The sequence below is a fragment of the Paenibacillus sp. Marseille-Q4541 genome (assembly GCF_018310695.1).
In the GTDB taxonomy this organism is placed as follows: domain Bacteria; phylum Bacillota; class Bacilli; order Paenibacillales; family Paenibacillaceae; genus Paenibacillus.
In genome coordinates, this window is sequence record NZ_JAGXCY010000004.1 from 1 (window position 1) to 18,920 (window position 18,920).

The window sequence follows — 18,920 nt, forward strand, 5'->3', positions numbered from 1 at the left end:
AGATCAATCTCGCTAACAACTCTCGTCGTCAACAACTTTTATATCATATCATGTCAGTAGAATGTTTGTCAACAGTTTTTTTAATTTTATTTTCAATCAATCTAGCAAACTATTAATCCCATTCTCTCTGCCTGTCGGTGACAGGAATTATAATATATCATGATCCTATGAATAACGCAACCCCTAAATATAAAAAAACGAAAAGCGGCTCTGGGACCGCTTTTCGTTTTTTGTTCCTTATAGTTTAATCCATGGACTATTACGTTTTTTCGAGGTTTTACCTTTTTTTGTGGATTGCCCCTTACTATTTGTTGAGTTTTTACGTTTATTAGATGACACTACTGCTTTTTTTACTTTATTGGCTTTGCCTTTGTTTTTCTGAATTGTTGTCTTTTCCTCTTCCAACATTGGAAGCTGATTTAAGCCATTCAATTCGACACTTGCTTCCTGCTGTAATTCAGCCGTGTTACCACTGGTTTGCGCAGTGTTTATTGTATCCTCTAGTTGAAAAGAAGGTTCCTCATAGCCGCTTTGAACATTTTGATTTTCGTAGTTAGGATTATAATAAGGTGCCTGAACCCCATATTCAGTTGGTCTGAAGTAATTTGTGTACTGTGGATTGTGGCCATATGCTTGTGGATGCAGTAAAGGCTGCGCATTTTGGGCAGTTGCTGCTTTCCAGTCCGCTTCCGCTTGCATATAGCTATAAGGTAATGGTTTTGCATGGCCACATCCGCAATCTCCATAGGAAGGGACATCCACAAGAGCGTAATTTACAATATACCCACCATGCTCATAAGTGGTATATGGCTGATTCGGTTCTCCATTATTGGGATGATGAGGCATGTTATGCTTATTTTGTTGCTGCTGTACATACGGCATTGGCTGTGCATGTTTCTTATAATTCATGTTCCCCATCGGGTTTTGTTCATAAGGTTTTTGATAATGTTGCCACCCTGCATTCCCCTCGTACATTCCTTTATCATAAACAGGCATCATTGAGCTCTTTTTTGAATCCATATACACTTTTTCTTCTGGCATTTTTTTGTTTTGATAAGGATTCATGTACTCGTCGTTACAATCCTCTTTTTTCATGTAGTACTCTTCTTTTTTAGGTTCATATTCTGGTTTCTTCATTGGTGGCATTGGAACGGGAAGTGGTATGGGTTTTATCATTTCAGGTTTAGGTGCAGGCAGAGGCATTGGTTTAGGAGGTGGAGGTGCGATCGGCTTAACTTCTGGCATTGGAGCAGGTTCAACCGGTTTCTTGACTTCTTCTTTCGGTGGCTCTGGTTTTGGTTTTGGTTTTGTCACTTCCGCTTTTGGCGGAGTCGGTTTTGGTTTAGTCATCTCGGCTTTAGGTGGCTTTGGCTTTGTCATTTCCGCTTTTGGCATGACAGGCATTTCCGGCATCTCTGGAAGCTCTGGTAGCTGTGGGTAATTCGGCATTGGAGCTGTATTCTTTTTCCCCGTATGTTCCTGACCACTTGGTGTGGTTTCCGCCAAATTCTCTTCATTACCCATTTGTTCTGCTCCTGTACTTCCATGATGGGTTCCAGTTGATCCAGAAGGAATATATACGGTTTCCCCTACCATAAGTGCATTTGGATTCTTTAACTGTGGATTTGCAGCAATCATATCGTGGAGCGAGACGCCCCAAGCTTTGGAAAGTTTCCATAGTGAATCCCCTTGGACTACCTTGTGCTGATGTAAAATTGATTCTCCCGGAAGGTTCGTAACAGGTACAGATGGTATTTTCACCTTCATTCCAATACTTAGCTGGTTAGGGTTTGCAATTTCCGGGTTCGCACTGATGATCTTCTCTAAAGACACATTATACTTCTTGGACAAGAAATACAGGGTATCCCCTTCTTTTACGATGTGTATTCTCACAGGTTCATAACCTCCTAACAATCTTCAGGCATGACATTCGCCCTTACTTTCGTTACTCTCATCCTATGCAGGACTTTTCACATTGACATCATTTCTCGCAAAAAAAACCTCTTTCAGCAAAAATCCCTAAATGGGGACAAGTTGCTAAAGAGGTCTTATGTTATTTCCATAACACTATCACACAATGATCTGCTCTTTACATAAGCTGTGCAAGATCATCACACCTATACATTACAGTTTAGTCTTCAAATACTTTATATCCATCTTTATCAACGATTTGACGGAAAGCTTCAAGCAATTTCAGCGTAATAGGACCCGCTACACCAGAACCAATCGTTCTACCATCAACTTCATAAGCAGCGATAACTTCTGCGGCTGTACCAGTAAAGAATACTTCATCTGCTACATAAACATCGTGAAGTGTGAACGGTTGTTCCTTCACTTGGAACCCCAGCTTATCACAAAGCTCAATTATTGCGTTCCTTGTAATACCTTCGAGTGCACCAAGGTAACATGGAGGTGTGAACAGAACTCCATTTTTGATAATAAAAATGTTGTCTGATGATCCTTCCGTTACATAGCCTTGTGTATTCAGCATAATCGCTTCGCCCACGCCTGCATAATTGGACTGGATTTTGACAAGTACATTATTCAGATAGTTTAGAGATTTAATCTTAGGGTTCAGTGCATCAGGAATATTACGACGTTGGGAAACAGACACCGTTCTAAGACCTGTAAGGTAAGCCTCTTCTGGATAGATAGCAAGCTCTTCTACGATAATAACGACGGTTGCCTTTGGACAACGATTGGGATCGATTCCTAAGTTTCCGAACCCCCGAGATACAACGAGACGGATATAACCGTTGCGCATATTGTTACGACGAATCGTTTCTGCCATAGCCTCGAGCATTTCATCGTAAGCAAGCGGGATATTCAACATAATGGATTTCGCTGAATCGTACAGACGGTCCAAATGCTCTTTGCATTTAAAAATGTTTCCGTTGTAAATTCGAATTCCTTCAAAAATTCCGTCTCCGTATAAGAAGCCGTGATCAAAAACTGAAACTTTTGCATTTTCTTTCGTTACAAATTGACCATCTAAATAAATCCATTGTTCTGACATGATGACTGCACCTCCGAATTATTGTTCCTTGTATGTGTAGCAGGGATATGATCCCAAAACGCGCACCTGGCATCCCAGTGCTTCAATCTCAGCGAAAGCTGCGGATAGCAATACGGAATCAGTAGACTCCAATACATCAATATAAAAATGATAATTGCCCAGCTTCTTTTTAGTTGGTCTGGATTCAATTCGCGACAAATTTAGTTTGCGCCAAGCAAATGCAGACAAGACTTGGTGAAGCGCACCTGCAAAATCCTCAGGAAGCGTAATTAAGACACTTGTCTTAATGTGGTCGATCTTTCTATCCAAGCCAATAGGATCGTGACCAATCAAAACAAACCGAGTGTAGTTGTTATCGTGATCTGTAACGCGCTCAGCCATCAGATCAAGACCGTGCTTCTTGGCTGCAAGGCGTGTAGCAATCGCTGCCCAGCCTTTTCCCGGATTCCTTTTAACAATCTCCACTGCTTCAGCCGTGCTTCCAACACTCTCAAGTTCCGCTTGAGGTGCATAGGTACGAATAAATTGCTGGCATTGCGGAATCGCTACTGGATGAGACATAATTTTGCGAATGAGTGTAAAATCAACCTCACCTCTGTCATTCAGAAATTCTTTCTGATCACCAATCAAATTCTGAATAGATGGGTATACCCACTCGCATTGCATGGGAATGTCCACTTCATGTATTAGCCAATCCATATGTAGACTTACCGAACCGTCTATTGTATTCTCCACGGGAATAACACTGTAATTGCTTTGTCCCCGGTCTGTTGACCGAAATACATCGGAAATCAATTTGTAATGGTCGCCCTCATAGGGCTCGTCCCCAAACAAAAAATCGAGCGCTTCGTGGGATACGGTGCCCTCTGGCAATAACGCAACTCGTTTCATGCTTCAACTTCCCCTTTTATCATATCCAAAAATGAACCGGAATGCATCAGTGAAATATTTTGTACTCCATTATGATCCGGTTGTAACCACAAAGTGTCTGCCTGAAGTCCATGCGCCTTCATCGTTTCTAACATATAATTCTCAAGTTCTTGCTTCCGAGTCTCTTCCTTATGCACAAGTGCTAGCACAGTAGGTCCTGCTCCACTAAGCGCTGCTCCAAGAGCTCCTCTATGAGGGGCTTGCTCTAAAATTTCGACCATACCAGGGACTAATTCTGCGCGATAAGGCTGATGAAGCTTATCTTTCATCGCTGTAGCGAGCAAATCATAACGACCCGCTGCAATAGCCCCTACTAGCATGGATGATCTGCTGATATTATAGATCGCATCTTGAAGGGAGAGACTTTTCGGTAACGCTTCGCGAGCCTTAGATGTAGACAGCTGAAAATGCGGGATCACTACCAGAATCTCTAATGCTTCAGGTGGTGCAACCCTTACATAATGAGCATCCACCCCATCCCAAGCGGCGGCAACAAATCCACCAAACAGTGAAGCTCCCACGTTATCTGGATGTTTCTCTATCTGCGTTGCCATTGTAAACAGATGATCCTTTGATAAAGGAGCGCCAATGAGCGCATTCGCTGCAACAAGCGCACCAATAATGGCAGAAGCACTGCTTCCAAGCCCACGTGTAAGAGGGATCTCTGAATACATAGAAATAGAGAGTTCAGGAACCTCTACTCCAGCTTCTTTAAAAACAGCCTGAGCTACTTTATAGATTAAGTTTGATTTGTCTGTTGGAATTCCATCCAGATGTTCACCATGCAAAACGATACAAGTCTCATCCACTTGCTGCATCTCTATATAAGAATACAACCTGAGCGCCATGCCCAAGGAATCAAAGCCTGGGCCAAGATTCGCTGTACTAGCCGGGACTTTAACTCTTACGATGTTATTCATAACTAATGATTTCCCCCAGTCATCCGAAATGAGCTCAGCCCTCTACGCGGTACACACTTTTCACCTTTCGAATCACTTCAAGCGACTCAAAGTGTCTTTGCACCTTATCCATGCTGGCTTTACTTGCATCATGTGTCACAATAATAATCTCTGCATCCGGATTTAGTTCGTTTGGCTGCTGTACAACCGAAGCAAGACTAACATCATATTCAGCAAATATTTGTGTAATTTTAGCCAGAACCCCCGCTTTATCGTCAACGTGGAGCAGAATAAAATATTTATAACTGATATCTTCGTCTTTGATCAGCCTTTTTTCTTTGTACGGTATGATTGCTTTCAGTCCGCTAACACCAAGCTTTAGATTACGGATAACGGAAACGAGATCAGCTACAACAGAAGTGGCAGTTGGTAGTTCCCCTGCTCCTGCTCCGTAGAACATCGTTTCCCCTACAGCTTCCCCATGAACATAAACCGCATTAAACACACCGTTTACAGAGGCAATCGGATGTTGCTTATTCACCATAGTCGGCTGAACACTAATTGTAATCTGGTCTCCTTGACGCTCTGCGATACCGAGAAGCTTCATATCGTAACCCAAACGCTTCGCATACCCGATATCCTCTTTCGTAACCGATGAAATTCCGCTAACTGATACGTCGCGAAGTTCAACGTTGGTGTGAAAACCTAAAGTTCCTAAAATCGCCATTTTACGAGCTGCATCAAGGCCTTCCACATCTGAAGTCGGGTCTGCCTCTGCATAACCAAGGTCTTGGGCTTCTTTTAGTACTTCTTCATAAGAGGCGCCTTCCTGGCTCATCTTCGTTAAAATATAATTGGTCGTCCCATTGACGATGCCCATAATTTTGGTAATACGATCCGAGGAGAATCCTTCAATCAATGTACGAATAATTGGGATTCCGCCAGCTACACTCGCTTCATAATAAACATCACAACGTTTTTCTTCTGCTTTGGCCAAAATCTCTGAACCATATAGTGCCATGAGATCCTTATTGGCAGTTACGATATGTTTTCCGCGCTCAAGCGCTTCTAGGATATACTCTTTCGTCTGATCTACGCCGCCCATGACTTCAACGATTACGTCAATTTCAGGATGACGAATGACTTCCCAAGGATCTTCTGTCAGCTTTGTGGAATCCACAGGAATATTACGGGCTTTTTCCGTATTTTTAACAGCAATCATCTCAATCACAATAGGAGAACCTACCTGACTGCTGAGATCTTCCTGATTTCCTTCCACAATGCGAACTACACCTGTTCCTACAGTTCCTAAACCGAGCAAACCTACTTTAATTGGTTTCATATCATTCATCCCCTAATGTACGATTTAGTGATTCTTCCCCTCTATCCCTGACCAATCAGACGAGTGCGTTTCACTCCCCGCAACTTTTCAAGCTGCTCCAACATCTCACCAATCTCTTCAGTTAAATGTGAAATTTCCACGGATATCACTACATTCGCCCTTCCTTGAAGAGGAAGGCTCTGATGTATCGTGAGTACATTCCCACCGCACGCTGCCACCAAGGACAGTACTTGTGAAAGCATACCTGATTCATGCTCTAAGTCAATAGAAATGGTAACGATTCTTTCTTTTTCCAACTGATTAACTAAATGGATTCCATCTTTATATTTGTAAAATGCACTCCGACTCAGGCCAACCCGTTCGGCTGCCTCATGCACTGTTTTCACTTCACCAGAAGCAAGCAGCTGTTTCACTTGCATCGTCTTGACCACAGCCTCAGGTAAAATATCTTCTCGTACTAAATAGTAACGATCTTTCAAAACGTCCTCTCCTCAAAGACTATTGTATTCATATAGTGGACATTATAATAGACAGAAACGAAAAGGGCAATAGACAGATGGCATGAAGATTGTAAAAAACCGCGGATATCCTTCAAAAGGATATCCGCGGTAGTATATCGTTATGCTGTTACTTAAAAGTAGCTGCTGCTCTCTACAAATTCAAATTCAAAATCAGAAATACGCACAATCGTACCGTCTTTGGCACCACGTTTACGAAGTTCATCGTCTACACCCATATAACGCAATGTACGTGCCAGCTTCATAATGGCTTCGTGAGAGTTAAGTTGCATCCGTTTCATCATGCGCTCAATTTTAGCACTGTGTACAACAAACATCTCATTCTCGCGGACAATGGTAAAACCTTCGTCTTCAGCCTTATCCAGCTTGTACACTTTGCGTTCATTAACTTCAGCAACCTCTTCCACAAGCAATTCTTCAGGAATAGAATCAAGCAGATCAGCTGCTTTATAGAGAAGTTCTTTAATCCCTTGTCTTGTTAGTGAAGAGATCGGCAAAATTTCAATCTCAGGCTGAATCTCTTTGAGTTGCTTCGTAAACGCCGCAAGGTTCTCTTCAGATTCAGGCATATCCATTTTGTTAGCTGCTACAATTTGTGGTCTACTCATCAGTTTTTCGTTATACTGACGAAGCTCATCATTAATTTTGTTCCAGTCTTCAAAAGGATCTCTTCCTTCCGAACCACTCATATCCACGACGTGAATAATAACACGAGTTCGTTCAACATGTCTCAAGAATTCATGACCCAGTCCGATCCCTTCGCTTGCCCCTTCAATAAGACCAGGCAAATCGGCCATAACGAAGCTACGTCCTTCCCCTACTTCAACTACACCCAAGTTAGGTGTAATCGTTGTAAAATGGTAAGCTCCAATCTTCGGTTTTGCACCAGACACGACAGACAGCAAGGTGGATTTACCAACACTCGGGAATCCTACCAGACCAACGTCCGCCATTACTTTCATCTCAAGCACAATATAACGTTCTTGACCCTCTTCCCCATTCTCAGCAAGTTCCGGAGCTGGATTTTTGGGAGTTGCAAAACGCATATTCCCGCGTCCACCTCGGCCTCCGCGTGCGATGACCACTTGTTGTCCGTGACGCGTAAGATCAGCGAGTACTTCGCCTGTATCTTCATCCGTTACTACTGTACCAGGAGGAATTCGTACAATCATATCCTCCGCATTTGCGCCGTGCTGACTTTTATTACGTCCTTTTTCTCCACGTTTTGCTTTGAAGTGACGTTGATAACGAAAGTCCATCAGTGTTCTTAGACCTTCATCTACTCGGAAAATAACGCTACCGCCTTTTCCTCCATCACCGCCGGCTGGACCGCCCTCCGGAACGTATTTCTCACGTCTGAATGAGACGAGTCCGTCTCCTCCATCGCCGCCTTTAACATATATCTTCGCTTTATCTACAAACATAGTTACTCCTTCCTCACATACCGCAAGTCACACGAAACTGAAATAACGCATCTTCTTCAGATGTCGGTTCCGCTTCGACTTTTACTTTTTTTCCTTGCTTTATGGTAAACAGATTACTCCAGGCTTCGGATTCTGGCGATACCTTCTCCCCTTCGAAACGCACGATAATATCACCTTGATCCTGATGAAAAAGTATCATCAGCTTGCGGATCTCTCCCCAAGACGATCGGTTGCTGAATTGATAAGCCCTGACCGTATCTGCAATCGCCCCTGTCAACATCTCACCGTCCTCGGGAGAAATCAAGGTATCCAGCCTTAGACCTTCTTCAACTTCAACATGAAGTTCAAGCGGACTGCCGCTCGTTCTGTACGATTGCAAATAAAAAACAAGAGAAGATATGCCGAGCTTGGAGATTTTACTTTCTTCCGTAACTCTCTCTTTTATTCTTTCCACAGCTTGTATGGATTTATCAGCTTTTCCTAAACGAATGTATCCATATAACACCTGCAGGTCATTCATCCAATCATGTCTATGATGATTTAATGTTGATATCGCTGTATTCTCCATTCTCTGTGTAATATGCCTGCGCTGCTCCTCAAGCTGTTTGTCCATAATTCTCAGTAAGAATACAAAGACGACAGCGATCCACACGCCAAGCAAAATACAGGAGATCAGGGTCTTCATGATGATCACCAGAACTAACGGAAATAGAATTGAGGTTAATGCCGCATAAGGCACTTTTTTCCAGGAATTCATAACTTCTCCCCGTTCATCGAATCTTGTCCGCCCTTCATATTAGGCTATACAGGCAGTATATCACACACAAAGTTATCAGACAGTAACATGATATAAAAAAAGCCTTCGGCAAACATGCCGAAGGCTCCTTAGGCTTTAATGCCTTATTACGCTTCTACTGCAGCTGCTACTGGAGCAACATCAACAGGGTAGACGCTCACTTTTTTACGATCGCGGCCCCAACGTTCAAATTTAACAACGCCGTCCACTTTCGCAAACAAAGTATCATCTTTACCGATACCTACGTTCGTACCTGGATGAATTTTCGTTCCACGTTGACGAACAAGGATACTGCCGCCACTAACTGCCTGACCGTCTGCACGCTTAACACCAAGACGTTTAGACTGGGAATCACGACCGTTCTTTGTGGAACCTACCCCTTTTTTGGATGCGAATAACTGAAGATCCAATTTTAACATTGTAGTCTACCTCCTTCTTTAGTTATTATGCTGCTTTATCTGAATATACTCACCGTATGAATCGACAATCGATTTCAGCATTACCACAAGTGATTCAAGCAGCAGCTGTACCTGAGAATAGATATTGTTCTGAATCCCGGAAGGAAGATAAGCACTAAGAAAACCATGTTCCATTTCCGCATCAAGCTGAACACCTGTAAGGGCCTCAACTGAATTCACGGTACCCACAGTTACGGCAGATACACCCGCACATACAATATCTTCACCGGCTTTTGCATAATTCGCATGGCCTTTCACAGAAAAACCACGAATACTGCCATCACTAAGACGAAAAATGTGTACAGTAATCACTGTCCCACCTTCTTACGCTTGGATTTTGCCGATTGTTACTTTAGTGTAAGGTTGACGATGACCTTGTTTTACACGGTAGTTCTTTTTAGGTTTGTATTTGTAGATAACAACCTTTTGACCTTTACCATGTTTTTCAACAGTCGCTGTTACAGTTGCGCCGGCTACTACCGGTGTACCTGCAGTCAAACCATTTTCACTGGAAACAGCCAGAACACGGTCAAACGTTACAGTTTCACCATCAGCTGCGTTCAATTTCTCGATGAAAAGAACATCGCCTTCTTGAACTTTGTATTGTTTACCACCAGTTTCAATAATTGCGTACATTTGCTTGCACCTCCTCATGTCTCAGACTCGCCTAATCCAGGTGACTGCACGTCCTTACGGAATGTAGTACTTCAACCTGATCGGAGCGGTTGCAGCATGTGCAGCAATGAATACTAAACACATACCTACTGATTGTAGCACAGGTATATGTATAAATCAATATTTTCTACAATCGTTCTATTCGTTGAAAAGTGTACTTTCTTCTCTCACTTTTTTGCGTGTCAGCTCAAGCAAACCGAGTCTCGTCCATCCGACTACATAGGATTTCGTTCGATCTTTTTTAATTTCCGTTTCAAGTGTTCGTAAAACCTCGCTCCGATTATCTTCCTTCTCCATATCAATAAAATCAATGATAATAATTCCGCCGATATCTCTAAGACGAATGAGCCGTGCTATCTCCGCTGCAGCTTGAAGGTTGGTTGCTGTAACCGTCTCCTCCAAATTCCGCCCTCCGATATATTTACCCGTATTTACATCAATGACTGTTAGAGCTTCCGTATTATCAATCACGACATATCCGCCACCGTCCAGCCATACTTTCCGTTTGAAATCTTTCTCAAGCTGTTCTTGAACCCCGTACGCTTCAAATACAGGCAGATTGCCGGCATATACATGGATTTTTGGACTTTTACTAAATGCCATCTCCAAAAAATAAACTGCTGCTTCTTTGGCTCTCTGTTCATCATCGATAACAAATTCATCGCTGCCCTCAGTATAGCTATCGCGAATGAATCGCTGCACAATACTTAAATCTCGATGTAGTAAGCGAGGAGCACTGCTGTTTCCTGCTTTGAATTGAATTTTCTCCCACTGTTTCCTGAGCTGAGCTAAATCTCCATTAATGGAATCCAGACTTTCCGATTCGGATACGGTGCGGACGATCATGCCTTCTTCCTCAGTCTTACACTTTTCACTGATCGACTTTAACCGATTCCGTTCGCTGTCTTTGGCAATTTTTTTGGAAACTGCTACGTATCCAGCGAGCGGCATATATACAATAAAACGGCCAGGAAGTGCATAATGAGTCGTCACTCTGGCTCCCTTGCCTCCAACTGGTTCTTTGAAGACCTGTACAATAATCTCCTGTCCAACATGAAGCAATTCGGTAATAGAAGGTTTCACTTTGGGCTGCTTGTCCAAATTAGGGTGTAATACATCATCAATGTATAGAAAGGCGTTTTTTTTCTGACCGATATCAACAAAGGCAGCCTGCATGCCTGGTAGTACGTTGACTACACGTCCTTTAAAGTAAGAACCGAGCAACCCTCGTTCACCTGTTCGTTCTGCTGCATATTCAACTACCTTGCCCTTCTCCAGAAGTGCCATTTGAGTTAGGTTTGGCTGGCAGTGTACAATCATTTGTTTCATGGCTTCACCTCTAGAGACTTTTAGAGAGAAGAAATAGTAACGTCACGCTCTCTTATTTTGTGAATTACCCCTTTTTCTCAAAATATGACTCAATAATACGCTGTTCTGGTAGAACACCTATGATTTTGCCCTGAGCGTTCATGACATAAACCATATGATATTTCTCTCTCTTAAATAAACGCAAGATAGCATCCAAAGGTTTCGCTGGCATTGAAATTATTGGCTGGGCAAGGCTACCGGCTGAAACATGATAAGTAAATAACTTGTCCCGATTAACCAAAAAGCGAACAAATCGATAGGGAATATTGCGGTAATCTACGATCCCAGAGTACAGTAAAAAACATCCCATGAGCAGAATGTTCAGCTCTATTTTCCCTTGGTCAATGAAAAGAGGAAACAACGCAATCCCAATCATAAACATACTTGCGACAATACTGATTCTGTAAGTGATGATCAGCGTTTTGTGATAAGGAAGAAACAAACTCACCAAAGCTTGAGCTATTTTCCCCCCGTCGAGCGGGAGAATGGGCAACAGATTAAACAATGCAATGATCGTGTTCGCCTGAATAAAATAGGTCAGGAATTCTCCATCCCACCATCCTAAGCTCTGCATTGCTGCAGCGGCACCTATCATAAGTACATTTTGAAGAGGACCTGCTAGAGAAATAAGTATCTCTTTCCCTGCGGTCAGATCCCCCCTGTCTTCAATAACTGCCACGCCACCGAACGGCAACATTTGAATAGATTTCACTTGAATACCAAGAAGAGCGGCTGCTGTTGCATGTCCCAGTTCATGGATAAACACAATCACAAACAAAGTGATGAGTTCAACGAACTGACCCGTAGCAACGGAAAGCATCATAAGGAGTACAAATACCGGATGCATGGACAGTCCTACACCCATCACTTTAATCAAAAGAGATCACTTCCGTTGGATCAATATACGTGTCGCCCTCTTTGAGCGCGAAATATAGGGTTTGATCATGTTCAGGAGTACCTGCCGAAATTTGACCGATTCGATCTCCCTCTTCTACCCAAGAACCGACGGTTACCTTTGTTTCTTCTAGCCTTCCATAAATACCGGTAAGCGTAGCTGTATGTTGTATAACAACCGTTGTTCCTTCCCCCGGACTGTTATTCACTTCGATGACTCGACCAGCATCAATGCTCTGCACCTGCTGAGTCCCACCACCTTCTGGATTAGGTACGATTTCAATACCCTTCATGGTTATGGCAAATGGCTGTGCAACCGTCCCTTGAAGCGGGGCTGTCCGTTTTCGGGATGCCGATACCTTCAGAGGAGACGGATCGTCATTTTGAAAGATCGGGAGAAAAGAAGGAGCTCCGCCAAAATGTTCTGTATACCAAACGGTAGCGGCAGAAAAATCCATTTCCCGATGAAGACTGTCCGCAATAAACAGTTTCGTCGGCTGTAAAAAAGGCGCATCCCATTTGAAAGCACCTATAATAGCACCAAACAATATGGCACTAAATACTAACCTTTTTACAAAACCTTTGCCGAATCGGTTAGGACGGCGGGGCGGATCTTCTTCAGGAAGATCACCCCAGCCACGGTATCCCTTTTTCCAAAGAACCTCAGGGTCCCGTTCCTCGTTCACTTGATCCATTCGTTCATATCGATAAAGCCGTTCGTCCGGCTGATCCGTGAATTGCTGATTCTTTTGTAACAAATGCGTTTGCTTGTCCTGTAGATTGACTTGAGATCCTATGCCGGTTAATTCCTGCCCTAAAGTTCGTTTATTCTCTTGATAACTTGTCTCAAGCGCAAGAAGTTCCTTAATTCGTTCCTGTCTTCGTTCTTTAATATTTTGTTTAATGTCCATAAACTCCAGCCCTCCTAGTGAGGTATACTCCAACTATTTCATTTTATGAGCTGGATGAGACGAATATGAACAAGCCTCCTTTTTAAGCATAAAAAAAGCACGGAAGCTCGGAAGCTCCAGTGCTATATTCATTCTTTCTATTTTAGAAAATGACAAGGAACGTCATTAATCAAATCTACCCGTTCTCTATTTCTTCAATCACATATTTATCCTGATGTAATTTGATACTCATTATAAGTCCGATACACAGCATATTAATCAGCAGAGAAGTACCACCATAACTAATAAAGGGTAATGTGATTCCCGTGATCGGCATTAGACCAATCATCATCCCGATATTTTCGTATACTTGAAAAATAAACATGGTAGCTATCCCGATAATAATATAGGCGCCCCGCTTGTCATGACAAGAAGCTGCAATCCGAAGCATCCGATAAATCAGGTAAAAATACATAAGCAATACAAATGCGCTGCCTAGAAATCCAAACTCCTCCCCAATGACAACAAAGATGGAGTCCGAATACGGATACGGTATAAATTTGTTGTTCTTGAGTTCACCTTGCATAAATCCGTCACCGGATAATCCACCGGTACCGATAGCAATTAGCGCATAACCTGACTGATGCCGATCATCACTAGATGCCTCTGCCGGATTCAGAAACGTATTAATTCGCTGATACCAGTGAAGTCGATCCTGCTCTTCCAAGGTCTGCTTAATCTGATCATTAAACGTATTAAATACGGTTACGAAAATAATTAATACAGCTAAAACAGTGGTAATACCAATCAGAACATGTTTATATCGCGTACCCGCAATCCATAGCATGCCTACAAACACAACCAAATAAATGATCGCATTTCCTAAGTCAGGCTGAATCAATACGAGAATAAAAGGAATCAGTACAACGAAAGAAGCAGGAATAATATCTGCTCTAAATTGAAGAGGTTCCCCTTTTCTCTTACCAAGCATCCGAGCTGTCACGATGATCAAAATGATTTTCAATAATTCGGCAGGCTGAAATAACAATCCTCCAGGTAACTGGAACCAGCTCTTTGCTCCGTTCACTTCAGCGCCGACAAAAAATACGAGAACGATCAATAATAGACCAATCCCGTATATAACCGCACTATATTTAAGTAAATCACGGTAATCGATCAAAGACATTCCTAGTACAACAAGAAACCCTACTACATAAAAGACAGCTGTCCTGATATCGTACCCTTTAAATTCTGGCGTAGGAATAATGGAGCTATGGACTACCATTGTACTTACGATCATGAATAGCATGAGGAGAAACATCAGTTGCCAGTCCAGCTGTTTCCATTTGCGAAGCAAAATAAATCAACCCATCCCGAAAAATTTCTTGAAGCGTGTAAACACGCCCTTCTTCTGTTCGAGCAGCATAAGCGGTACGGTATCCCCAAGAATACGTCTTGCTACATTGCGATAAGCCAGAGCAGCCTGTGAGTCGGGATTCATAACGGTTGGTTCACCTGAATTTGCTGCTTTGATGACAAGTTCATCATCTGGAACAATTCCAATAAGATCAATGTTCAAAACCTGAAGAATGCTATCGATATCAAGCATGTCGCCCGATTTCACCATGTTATTGCGAATTCGATTAACCACGAGTTTAGGAGACTTTATATGTGAGCTCTCAAGAAGCCCAATAACACGGTCAGCATCACGTACAGCCGCATTCTCTGGTGTCGTAACTACAATTGCTTGATCTGCCCCTGCAATCGCATTTTTGAAACCTTGTTCTATTCCAGCCGGGCAATCGATAATGACATATTCAAAATCTTTTTTAAGTTCAAGCACGATATCCTTCACTTGCTCGGGAGATATCGAGTTTTTATCTTTTGTCTGTGCAGCAGGCAGCATGTATAGTTCATCAAAGCGCTTGTCTTTGACTAAAGCTTGGCCCAGCCTGCATCTGCCCTCAGCCACATCTACCAGATCATAAATAATCCGATTTTCAAGGCCCATAACAACATCTAGGTTGCGTAGTCCGATATCTGTATCTACCAGGCATACTTTCTTACCCAGTAAGGCAAGTGCAGTGCCTATGTTGGCGGATGTCGTCGTTTTTCCGACGCCGCCTTTCCCCGAAGTGACAACAATCGCCTCTCCCATGTATGCTACACCCCTTTAAACGCGTTAAAATCACGGTGCAACCGAACGATGTTACTCGTTTTGTCGATCTGCATTTGTCCGTTCTGCAAGTAAGCAAACTCCATTCCTGCTTCGCGTATCTCCCATTCGTCCGGAGGACGGCTGATGACCTCTGCAATACGCAGCTGAGTCGGGGCAAAATGAGCTGCGCTAATAATCGCCTCTTCATTGCCGGCATTCCCCGCATGTGCCATCCCGCGCAGGGCACCCATTATAAAAATGTGACCTGTACAGCTTACAATCCCGCCTGGATTTACATCTCCGAGCAATAACAAGTTGCCTTCATGATGCAAAACTTGACCTGATCGGACAATTCCAGTCATAGTCGTAATTGCCTTCGCATCGTCATGATCAGCCTTCACATCCGGAGACTCAATGGAACGAATTAAGAGATTGCCCTTCTGTTTTAATATCTGAAGAATGGCATCCTTCTGTTCTTCGGTAACGACACGAGAACCTAGTTTGACATCGACATGAATGATGGGACCGGACAATATATTTTGATGGCTGTGTTCCAGCTTATATCGCAATTCACTCAGCAGCTCTTCTAAATCACACTCGTCATCCATCAGGAAAACCAGGCCATCCTTGATGCCTTTAATCGTCACATGATTCGATTTTACTGTCATAAGCCTGTCCCTCCCATCTCAAACATTCGTGCCGAAGCGCAGCAGTTCCTTCTTTTCCCTGCAAAATGCAAAAACATTACACCTTGTCCTTACTCATTACCCTGCGCCGAGACAGTTTATCCAACTGCTTACGCAAAGGAACATAAATAATAAGAGCAAATATAAAATGTATGAATACGGTAGGTATCATGTATTCCACAAGCGCCCAGTCATAAGAAACCTGATTGAGCTGAAAAAGCTTGTAAATAAAAAACAATATCGTATCAAATAACAAACTCCCAAAAATGACAACCATCATCATGACAGGCATCGAAGTTCTCGGGGACTTGAAAATGAGTCCGAGTAAATATGCGGCAAGCCCCATTGCAAAGGAATAAGGTCCAATCATATGTCCATAAAAAACAACATCATGTAATAATCCGAATATAATACCGAGCACTAATGCCGTATGTCTGTGATAGTATACCGTTACAAAAAGAATCGCAATATACACGAAGTTATATCCGACACGAGGCAACCACGCATCCGGAATAATCCAAGGCATGACCGTACCTTCCAGTATAAAGAGCAAGAACAACAGAATGATCAGTACTTGCTTGCGGCCCGCCATTATGGTGTTACCTCCGGAGGAATAACTACAAATACTTCTTTCCAATCCGTGAAATTCGCTGCTGGTTCGATATAAGCAACCTGTGCCAAGCCAAATTCACTTACCTGTATCTTCTTAACAGTACCCACAATCATATATTTCGGAAAACCTTCAATAATTCCTGAGGACATCACGACATCATTTTTTTTAATTTTGGAATTCTCCGAAATTTTCGTCATTTGTAAATAACCTGTTTTAGGATCATATTTCTCGATCATACCAAAGGTATTATTCTCTTTACCTACAACTGTTGCTGCAATCGCATTTGCATCGCTAGAGCTTGGGTCAAGTGCCGTAAGGAGGGTTACTGTTGCCGTAAAATTACTCACATGACTGACTGTACCTACAAGTCCATCAAGTGTAGTAACTGCCATTCCTTCTTTAATTCCTGCATTTTTACCAATGTCAATGTTCAGCACCCGGTTGTTAGGATCTGAATTCACACTAATGACTTGTGCCGTACGAAGATTATAGTTATGTCTATTTTTCTGTTCTTCTGTAAACTCCAAATCTTTCTGAAGCCTTTCATTCGTTTCAGCCAGATTTCCGTATCTTACGGAATCCTGCTTATACTGGGCGACAGACGTTTTTAACCGTTCGTTTTCTTCCTGAAGTTTTTTCAGGTTAGCTATATCTTCAAAAAAGCCTGCTACGTAAGACGTAGGCTTATAAAAGACTTGCTGTACAAACCCCACCATATCTTTCGTGAATTTTTCAGGTAAGGAAAGTCCTGCTCTGGAACCGACGGTAAAACCCATCAGTGCAATAAAAATAATGATGCCAACTAGTAAAATAAACAATCTTTTGTTGCCAAGCCATTTAAACAGTTACAACACCCTCTTACATCCCTTATTTCGTTATAATGTCTACTACTTAAAAAGGGAAAGCAAGTGTAGCGAGCCTTAGGCCCATTCTCTACTTTCTTGCGATCCCATCGTAGCATCAACATAAAAATCAATGGCACAGCTATGCATAATTGCATCTGCACCTTACGGCCAGAATCGGCTCAGCTCGCGGCGGATGCAGCCAGCGGGCTGAAAGCAAAGCTATCGCGGCTTAGCGTTTGAAACGGATAGCTGCGCTACTTCTTTCTTGATTTAAACATATGAATATTATCTAGTGCCTTACCCGTACCGATTGCAACACAATCCAGCGGATTCTCAGCAACAATAACAGGCATGCCTGTTTCGCCAGCAAGAAGCTTGTCCAGGTTACGAAGAAGTGCACCGCCACCTGTAAGAACAATACCGCGATCCATAATATCAGCTGCAAGTTCTGGTGGGCATTTTTCAAGTGTAACTTTCACAGCTTCAACAATGGAACCCACTGTATCTGCCAAAGCTTCACTGATTTCGTCAGAAGTAATTGTAATGGTCTTAGGCAACCCAGTAACAAGGTCACGACCACGAATTTCCATCGTTTCAACAGCATCCAGTGGAAGAGCGGAACCTACTTCCATTTTGAGCTGTTCTGATGTCCGTTCACCAATCATTAGGTTATACTGACGCTTGATGTATTGAATAATAGACTCATCCATCTCATCCCCTGCGACACGTACAGAACGACTCGTAACGATACCACCAAGAGAAATGACTGCAACTTCTGTAGTACCTCCGCCGATATCTACTACCATGCTACCTGTAGGCTCCCATACTGGAAGGTCCGCACCAATAGCAGCAGCAAATGGCTCTTCAATGGTATAAGCTTCACGCGCACCCGCTTGTTTCGTAGCATCTTCTACTGCACGTTGTTCAACAGCAGTAATACCGGAAGGTACACATACCATCACGTTCGGATGACGTTGGAAAAATGAACGCTGTTTTTGCGCCTGACGAATAAAGTATTTAATCATGGTTGCTGTTGTATCAAAATCAGCAATAACGCCGTCCTTCATTGGTCTGATTGCACGAATATTCCCTGGTGTACGACCAATCATCTTCTTAGCAGATTCTCCGACTGCCTCAATGACTTGTGTATCTGTACGTAGTGCAACTACGGATGGTTCTCTAACGACAATTCCTTTTCCACGGACATAAACGAGCGTATTCGCCGTTCCCAAGTCAATTCCCAAATCTTTTGTAAAGCCACCTAACATGCTGTAATCTCCCTTTCTCTTCCCTGCATTATTAACGCTGCTTTTTGATTAGCAGCTGCATCTTTATGATCTGATTTAATAAAATGGCTAGATCAGAACACAAGGTATGTATTCTGGTTATTCCGTTTAATAAACCTTTA

General features: G+C 42.7%; 20 protein-coding genes and 1 other annotated feature. All 20 genes read right to left on the reverse strand.

All coding sequences use genetic code 11. The features are described from left to right. Positions 1 to 237: 237 nt before the first annotated feature. The gene (locus KFT32_RS06275) at positions 238 to 1,893 is read right to left on the reverse strand and encodes a LysM peptidoglycan-binding domain-containing protein (RefSeq protein WP_211746297.1); all 1,656 of its coding nucleotides are present in this window, start codon (positions 1,891 to 1,893) and stop codon (positions 238 to 240) included. A gap of 238 nt (positions 1,894 to 2,131) precedes the next feature. Continuing rightward, positions 2,132 to 3,016: a branched-chain-amino-acid transaminase gene (gene ilvE / locus KFT32_RS06280; RefSeq protein WP_211746298.1), complete on the reverse strand. Its 885-nt coding sequence runs from the start codon at positions 3,014 to 3,016 to the stop codon at positions 2,132 to 2,134. A gap of 18 nt (positions 3,017 to 3,034) precedes the next feature. Next, on the reverse strand, positions 3,035 to 3,907 hold the full coding sequence (gene pheA / locus KFT32_RS06285; RefSeq protein ID WP_211746299.1) for a prephenate dehydratase: 873 nt from the start codon (positions 3,905 to 3,907) through the stop codon (positions 3,035 to 3,037). After that, entirely contained in the window at positions 3,904 to 4,866 is a 963-nt protein-coding gene (gene thrB, locus KFT32_RS06290) for a homoserine kinase (protein WP_211746300.1), read from the reverse strand. Before thrB ends, pheA begins: the two co-directional genes overlap by 4 nt. A gap of 34 nt (positions 4,867 to 4,900) precedes the next feature. Beyond that, positions 4,901 to 6,187, reverse strand: coding sequence for a homoserine dehydrogenase (locus tag KFT32_RS06295; RefSeq protein ID WP_211746301.1), 1,287 nt, complete (start codon positions 6,185 to 6,187; stop codon positions 4,901 to 4,903). Positions 6,188 to 6,228: 41 nt separating this feature from the next. Further along, positions 6,229 to 6,666, reverse strand: coding sequence for an ACT domain-containing protein (locus tag KFT32_RS06300; RefSeq protein ID WP_211746302.1), 438 nt, complete (start codon positions 6,664 to 6,666; stop codon positions 6,229 to 6,231). A 152-nt stretch (positions 6,667 to 6,818) separates the two neighbouring features. Continuing rightward, positions 6,819 to 8,129, reverse strand: coding sequence for a GTPase ObgE (gene obgE, locus KFT32_RS06305; protein WP_211746303.1), 1,311 nt, complete (start codon positions 8,127 to 8,129; stop codon positions 6,819 to 6,821). 13 nt (positions 8,130 to 8,142) lie between these two features. Continuing rightward, entirely contained in the window at positions 8,143 to 8,886 is a 744-nt protein-coding gene (locus KFT32_RS06310) for a Spo0B domain-containing protein (protein WP_211746304.1), read from the reverse strand. Between the two features lie 146 nt (positions 8,887 to 9,032). Further along, complete coding sequence (rpmA, locus tag KFT32_RS06315) at positions 9,033 to 9,344, reverse strand: 50S ribosomal protein L27 (RefSeq protein ID WP_006208812.1); 312 nt, start codon at positions 9,342 to 9,344, stop codon at positions 9,033 to 9,035. An 18-nt stretch (positions 9,345 to 9,362) separates the two neighbouring features. Continuing rightward, positions 9,363 to 9,695, reverse strand: coding sequence for a ribosomal-processing cysteine protease Prp (locus tag KFT32_RS06320; RefSeq protein ID WP_211746305.1), 333 nt, complete (start codon positions 9,693 to 9,695; stop codon positions 9,363 to 9,365). A 12-nt stretch (positions 9,696 to 9,707) separates the two neighbouring features. After that, positions 9,708 to 10,019 carry a 50S ribosomal protein L21 gene (gene rplU, locus KFT32_RS06325; protein ID WP_160036361.1) on the reverse strand — a complete coding sequence of 104 codons (312 nt, stop codon included), beginning with the start codon at positions 10,017 to 10,019 and terminating at the stop codon, positions 9,708 to 9,710. Positions 10,020 to 10,032: 13 nt separating this feature from the next. Beyond that, positions 10,033 to 10,120, reverse strand: a sequence feature (ribosomal protein L21 leader region). Between the two features lie 76 nt (positions 10,121 to 10,196). Continuing rightward, positions 10,197 to 11,387, reverse strand: a complete 1,191-nt coding sequence (locus KFT32_RS06330) for an Rne/Rng family ribonuclease (protein WP_211746306.1) — start codon at positions 11,385 to 11,387, stop codon at positions 10,197 to 10,199. 64 nt (positions 11,388 to 11,451) lie between these two features. Next, on the reverse strand, positions 11,452 to 12,303 hold the full coding sequence (locus KFT32_RS06335) for a M50 family metallopeptidase (RefSeq protein ID WP_211746307.1): 852 nt from the start codon (positions 12,301 to 12,303) through the stop codon (positions 11,452 to 11,454). Beyond that, the gene (locus KFT32_RS06340) at positions 12,296 to 13,231 is read right to left on the reverse strand and encodes a M23 family metallopeptidase (RefSeq protein ID WP_211746308.1); all 936 of its coding nucleotides are present in this window, start codon (positions 13,229 to 13,231) and stop codon (positions 12,296 to 12,298) included. The genes KFT32_RS06335 and KFT32_RS06340 overlap by 8 nt, the downstream gene beginning before the upstream one ends. Positions 13,232 to 13,406: 175 nt before the next feature. Next, entirely contained in the window at positions 13,407 to 14,567 is a 1,161-nt protein-coding gene (locus tag KFT32_RS06345; RefSeq protein ID WP_211746309.1) for an FtsW/RodA/SpoVE family cell cycle protein, read from the reverse strand. Between the two features lie 6 nt (positions 14,568 to 14,573). Beyond that, complete coding sequence (gene minD / locus KFT32_RS06350) at positions 14,574 to 15,368, reverse strand: septum site-determining protein MinD (protein ID WP_211746310.1); 795 nt, start codon at positions 15,366 to 15,368, stop codon at positions 14,574 to 14,576. A gap of 5 nt (positions 15,369 to 15,373) precedes the next feature. Further along, positions 15,374 to 16,036 (reverse strand): septum site-determining protein MinC, encoded by a 663-nt coding sequence (gene minC, locus KFT32_RS06355; RefSeq protein ID WP_211746311.1) that lies wholly within the window; start codon positions 16,034 to 16,036, stop codon positions 15,374 to 15,376. Positions 16,037 to 16,112: 76 nt separating this feature from the next. Next, positions 16,113 to 16,646 (reverse strand): rod shape-determining protein MreD, encoded by a 534-nt coding sequence (mreD, locus tag KFT32_RS06360; protein ID WP_211746312.1) that lies wholly within the window; start codon positions 16,644 to 16,646, stop codon positions 16,113 to 16,115. Next, the gene (mreC, locus tag KFT32_RS06365) at positions 16,646 to 17,485 is read right to left on the reverse strand and encodes a rod shape-determining protein MreC (RefSeq protein ID WP_211746313.1); all 840 of its coding nucleotides are present in this window, start codon (positions 17,483 to 17,485) and stop codon (positions 16,646 to 16,648) included. Before mreC ends, mreD begins: the two co-directional genes overlap by 1 nt. Positions 17,486 to 17,766: 281 nt before the next feature. Further along, positions 17,767 to 18,780 carry a rod shape-determining protein gene (locus tag KFT32_RS06370; protein WP_211746314.1) on the reverse strand — a complete coding sequence of 338 codons (1,014 nt, stop codon included), beginning with the start codon at positions 18,778 to 18,780 and terminating at the stop codon, positions 17,767 to 17,769. Positions 18,781 to 18,920 lie beyond the last annotated feature (140 nt).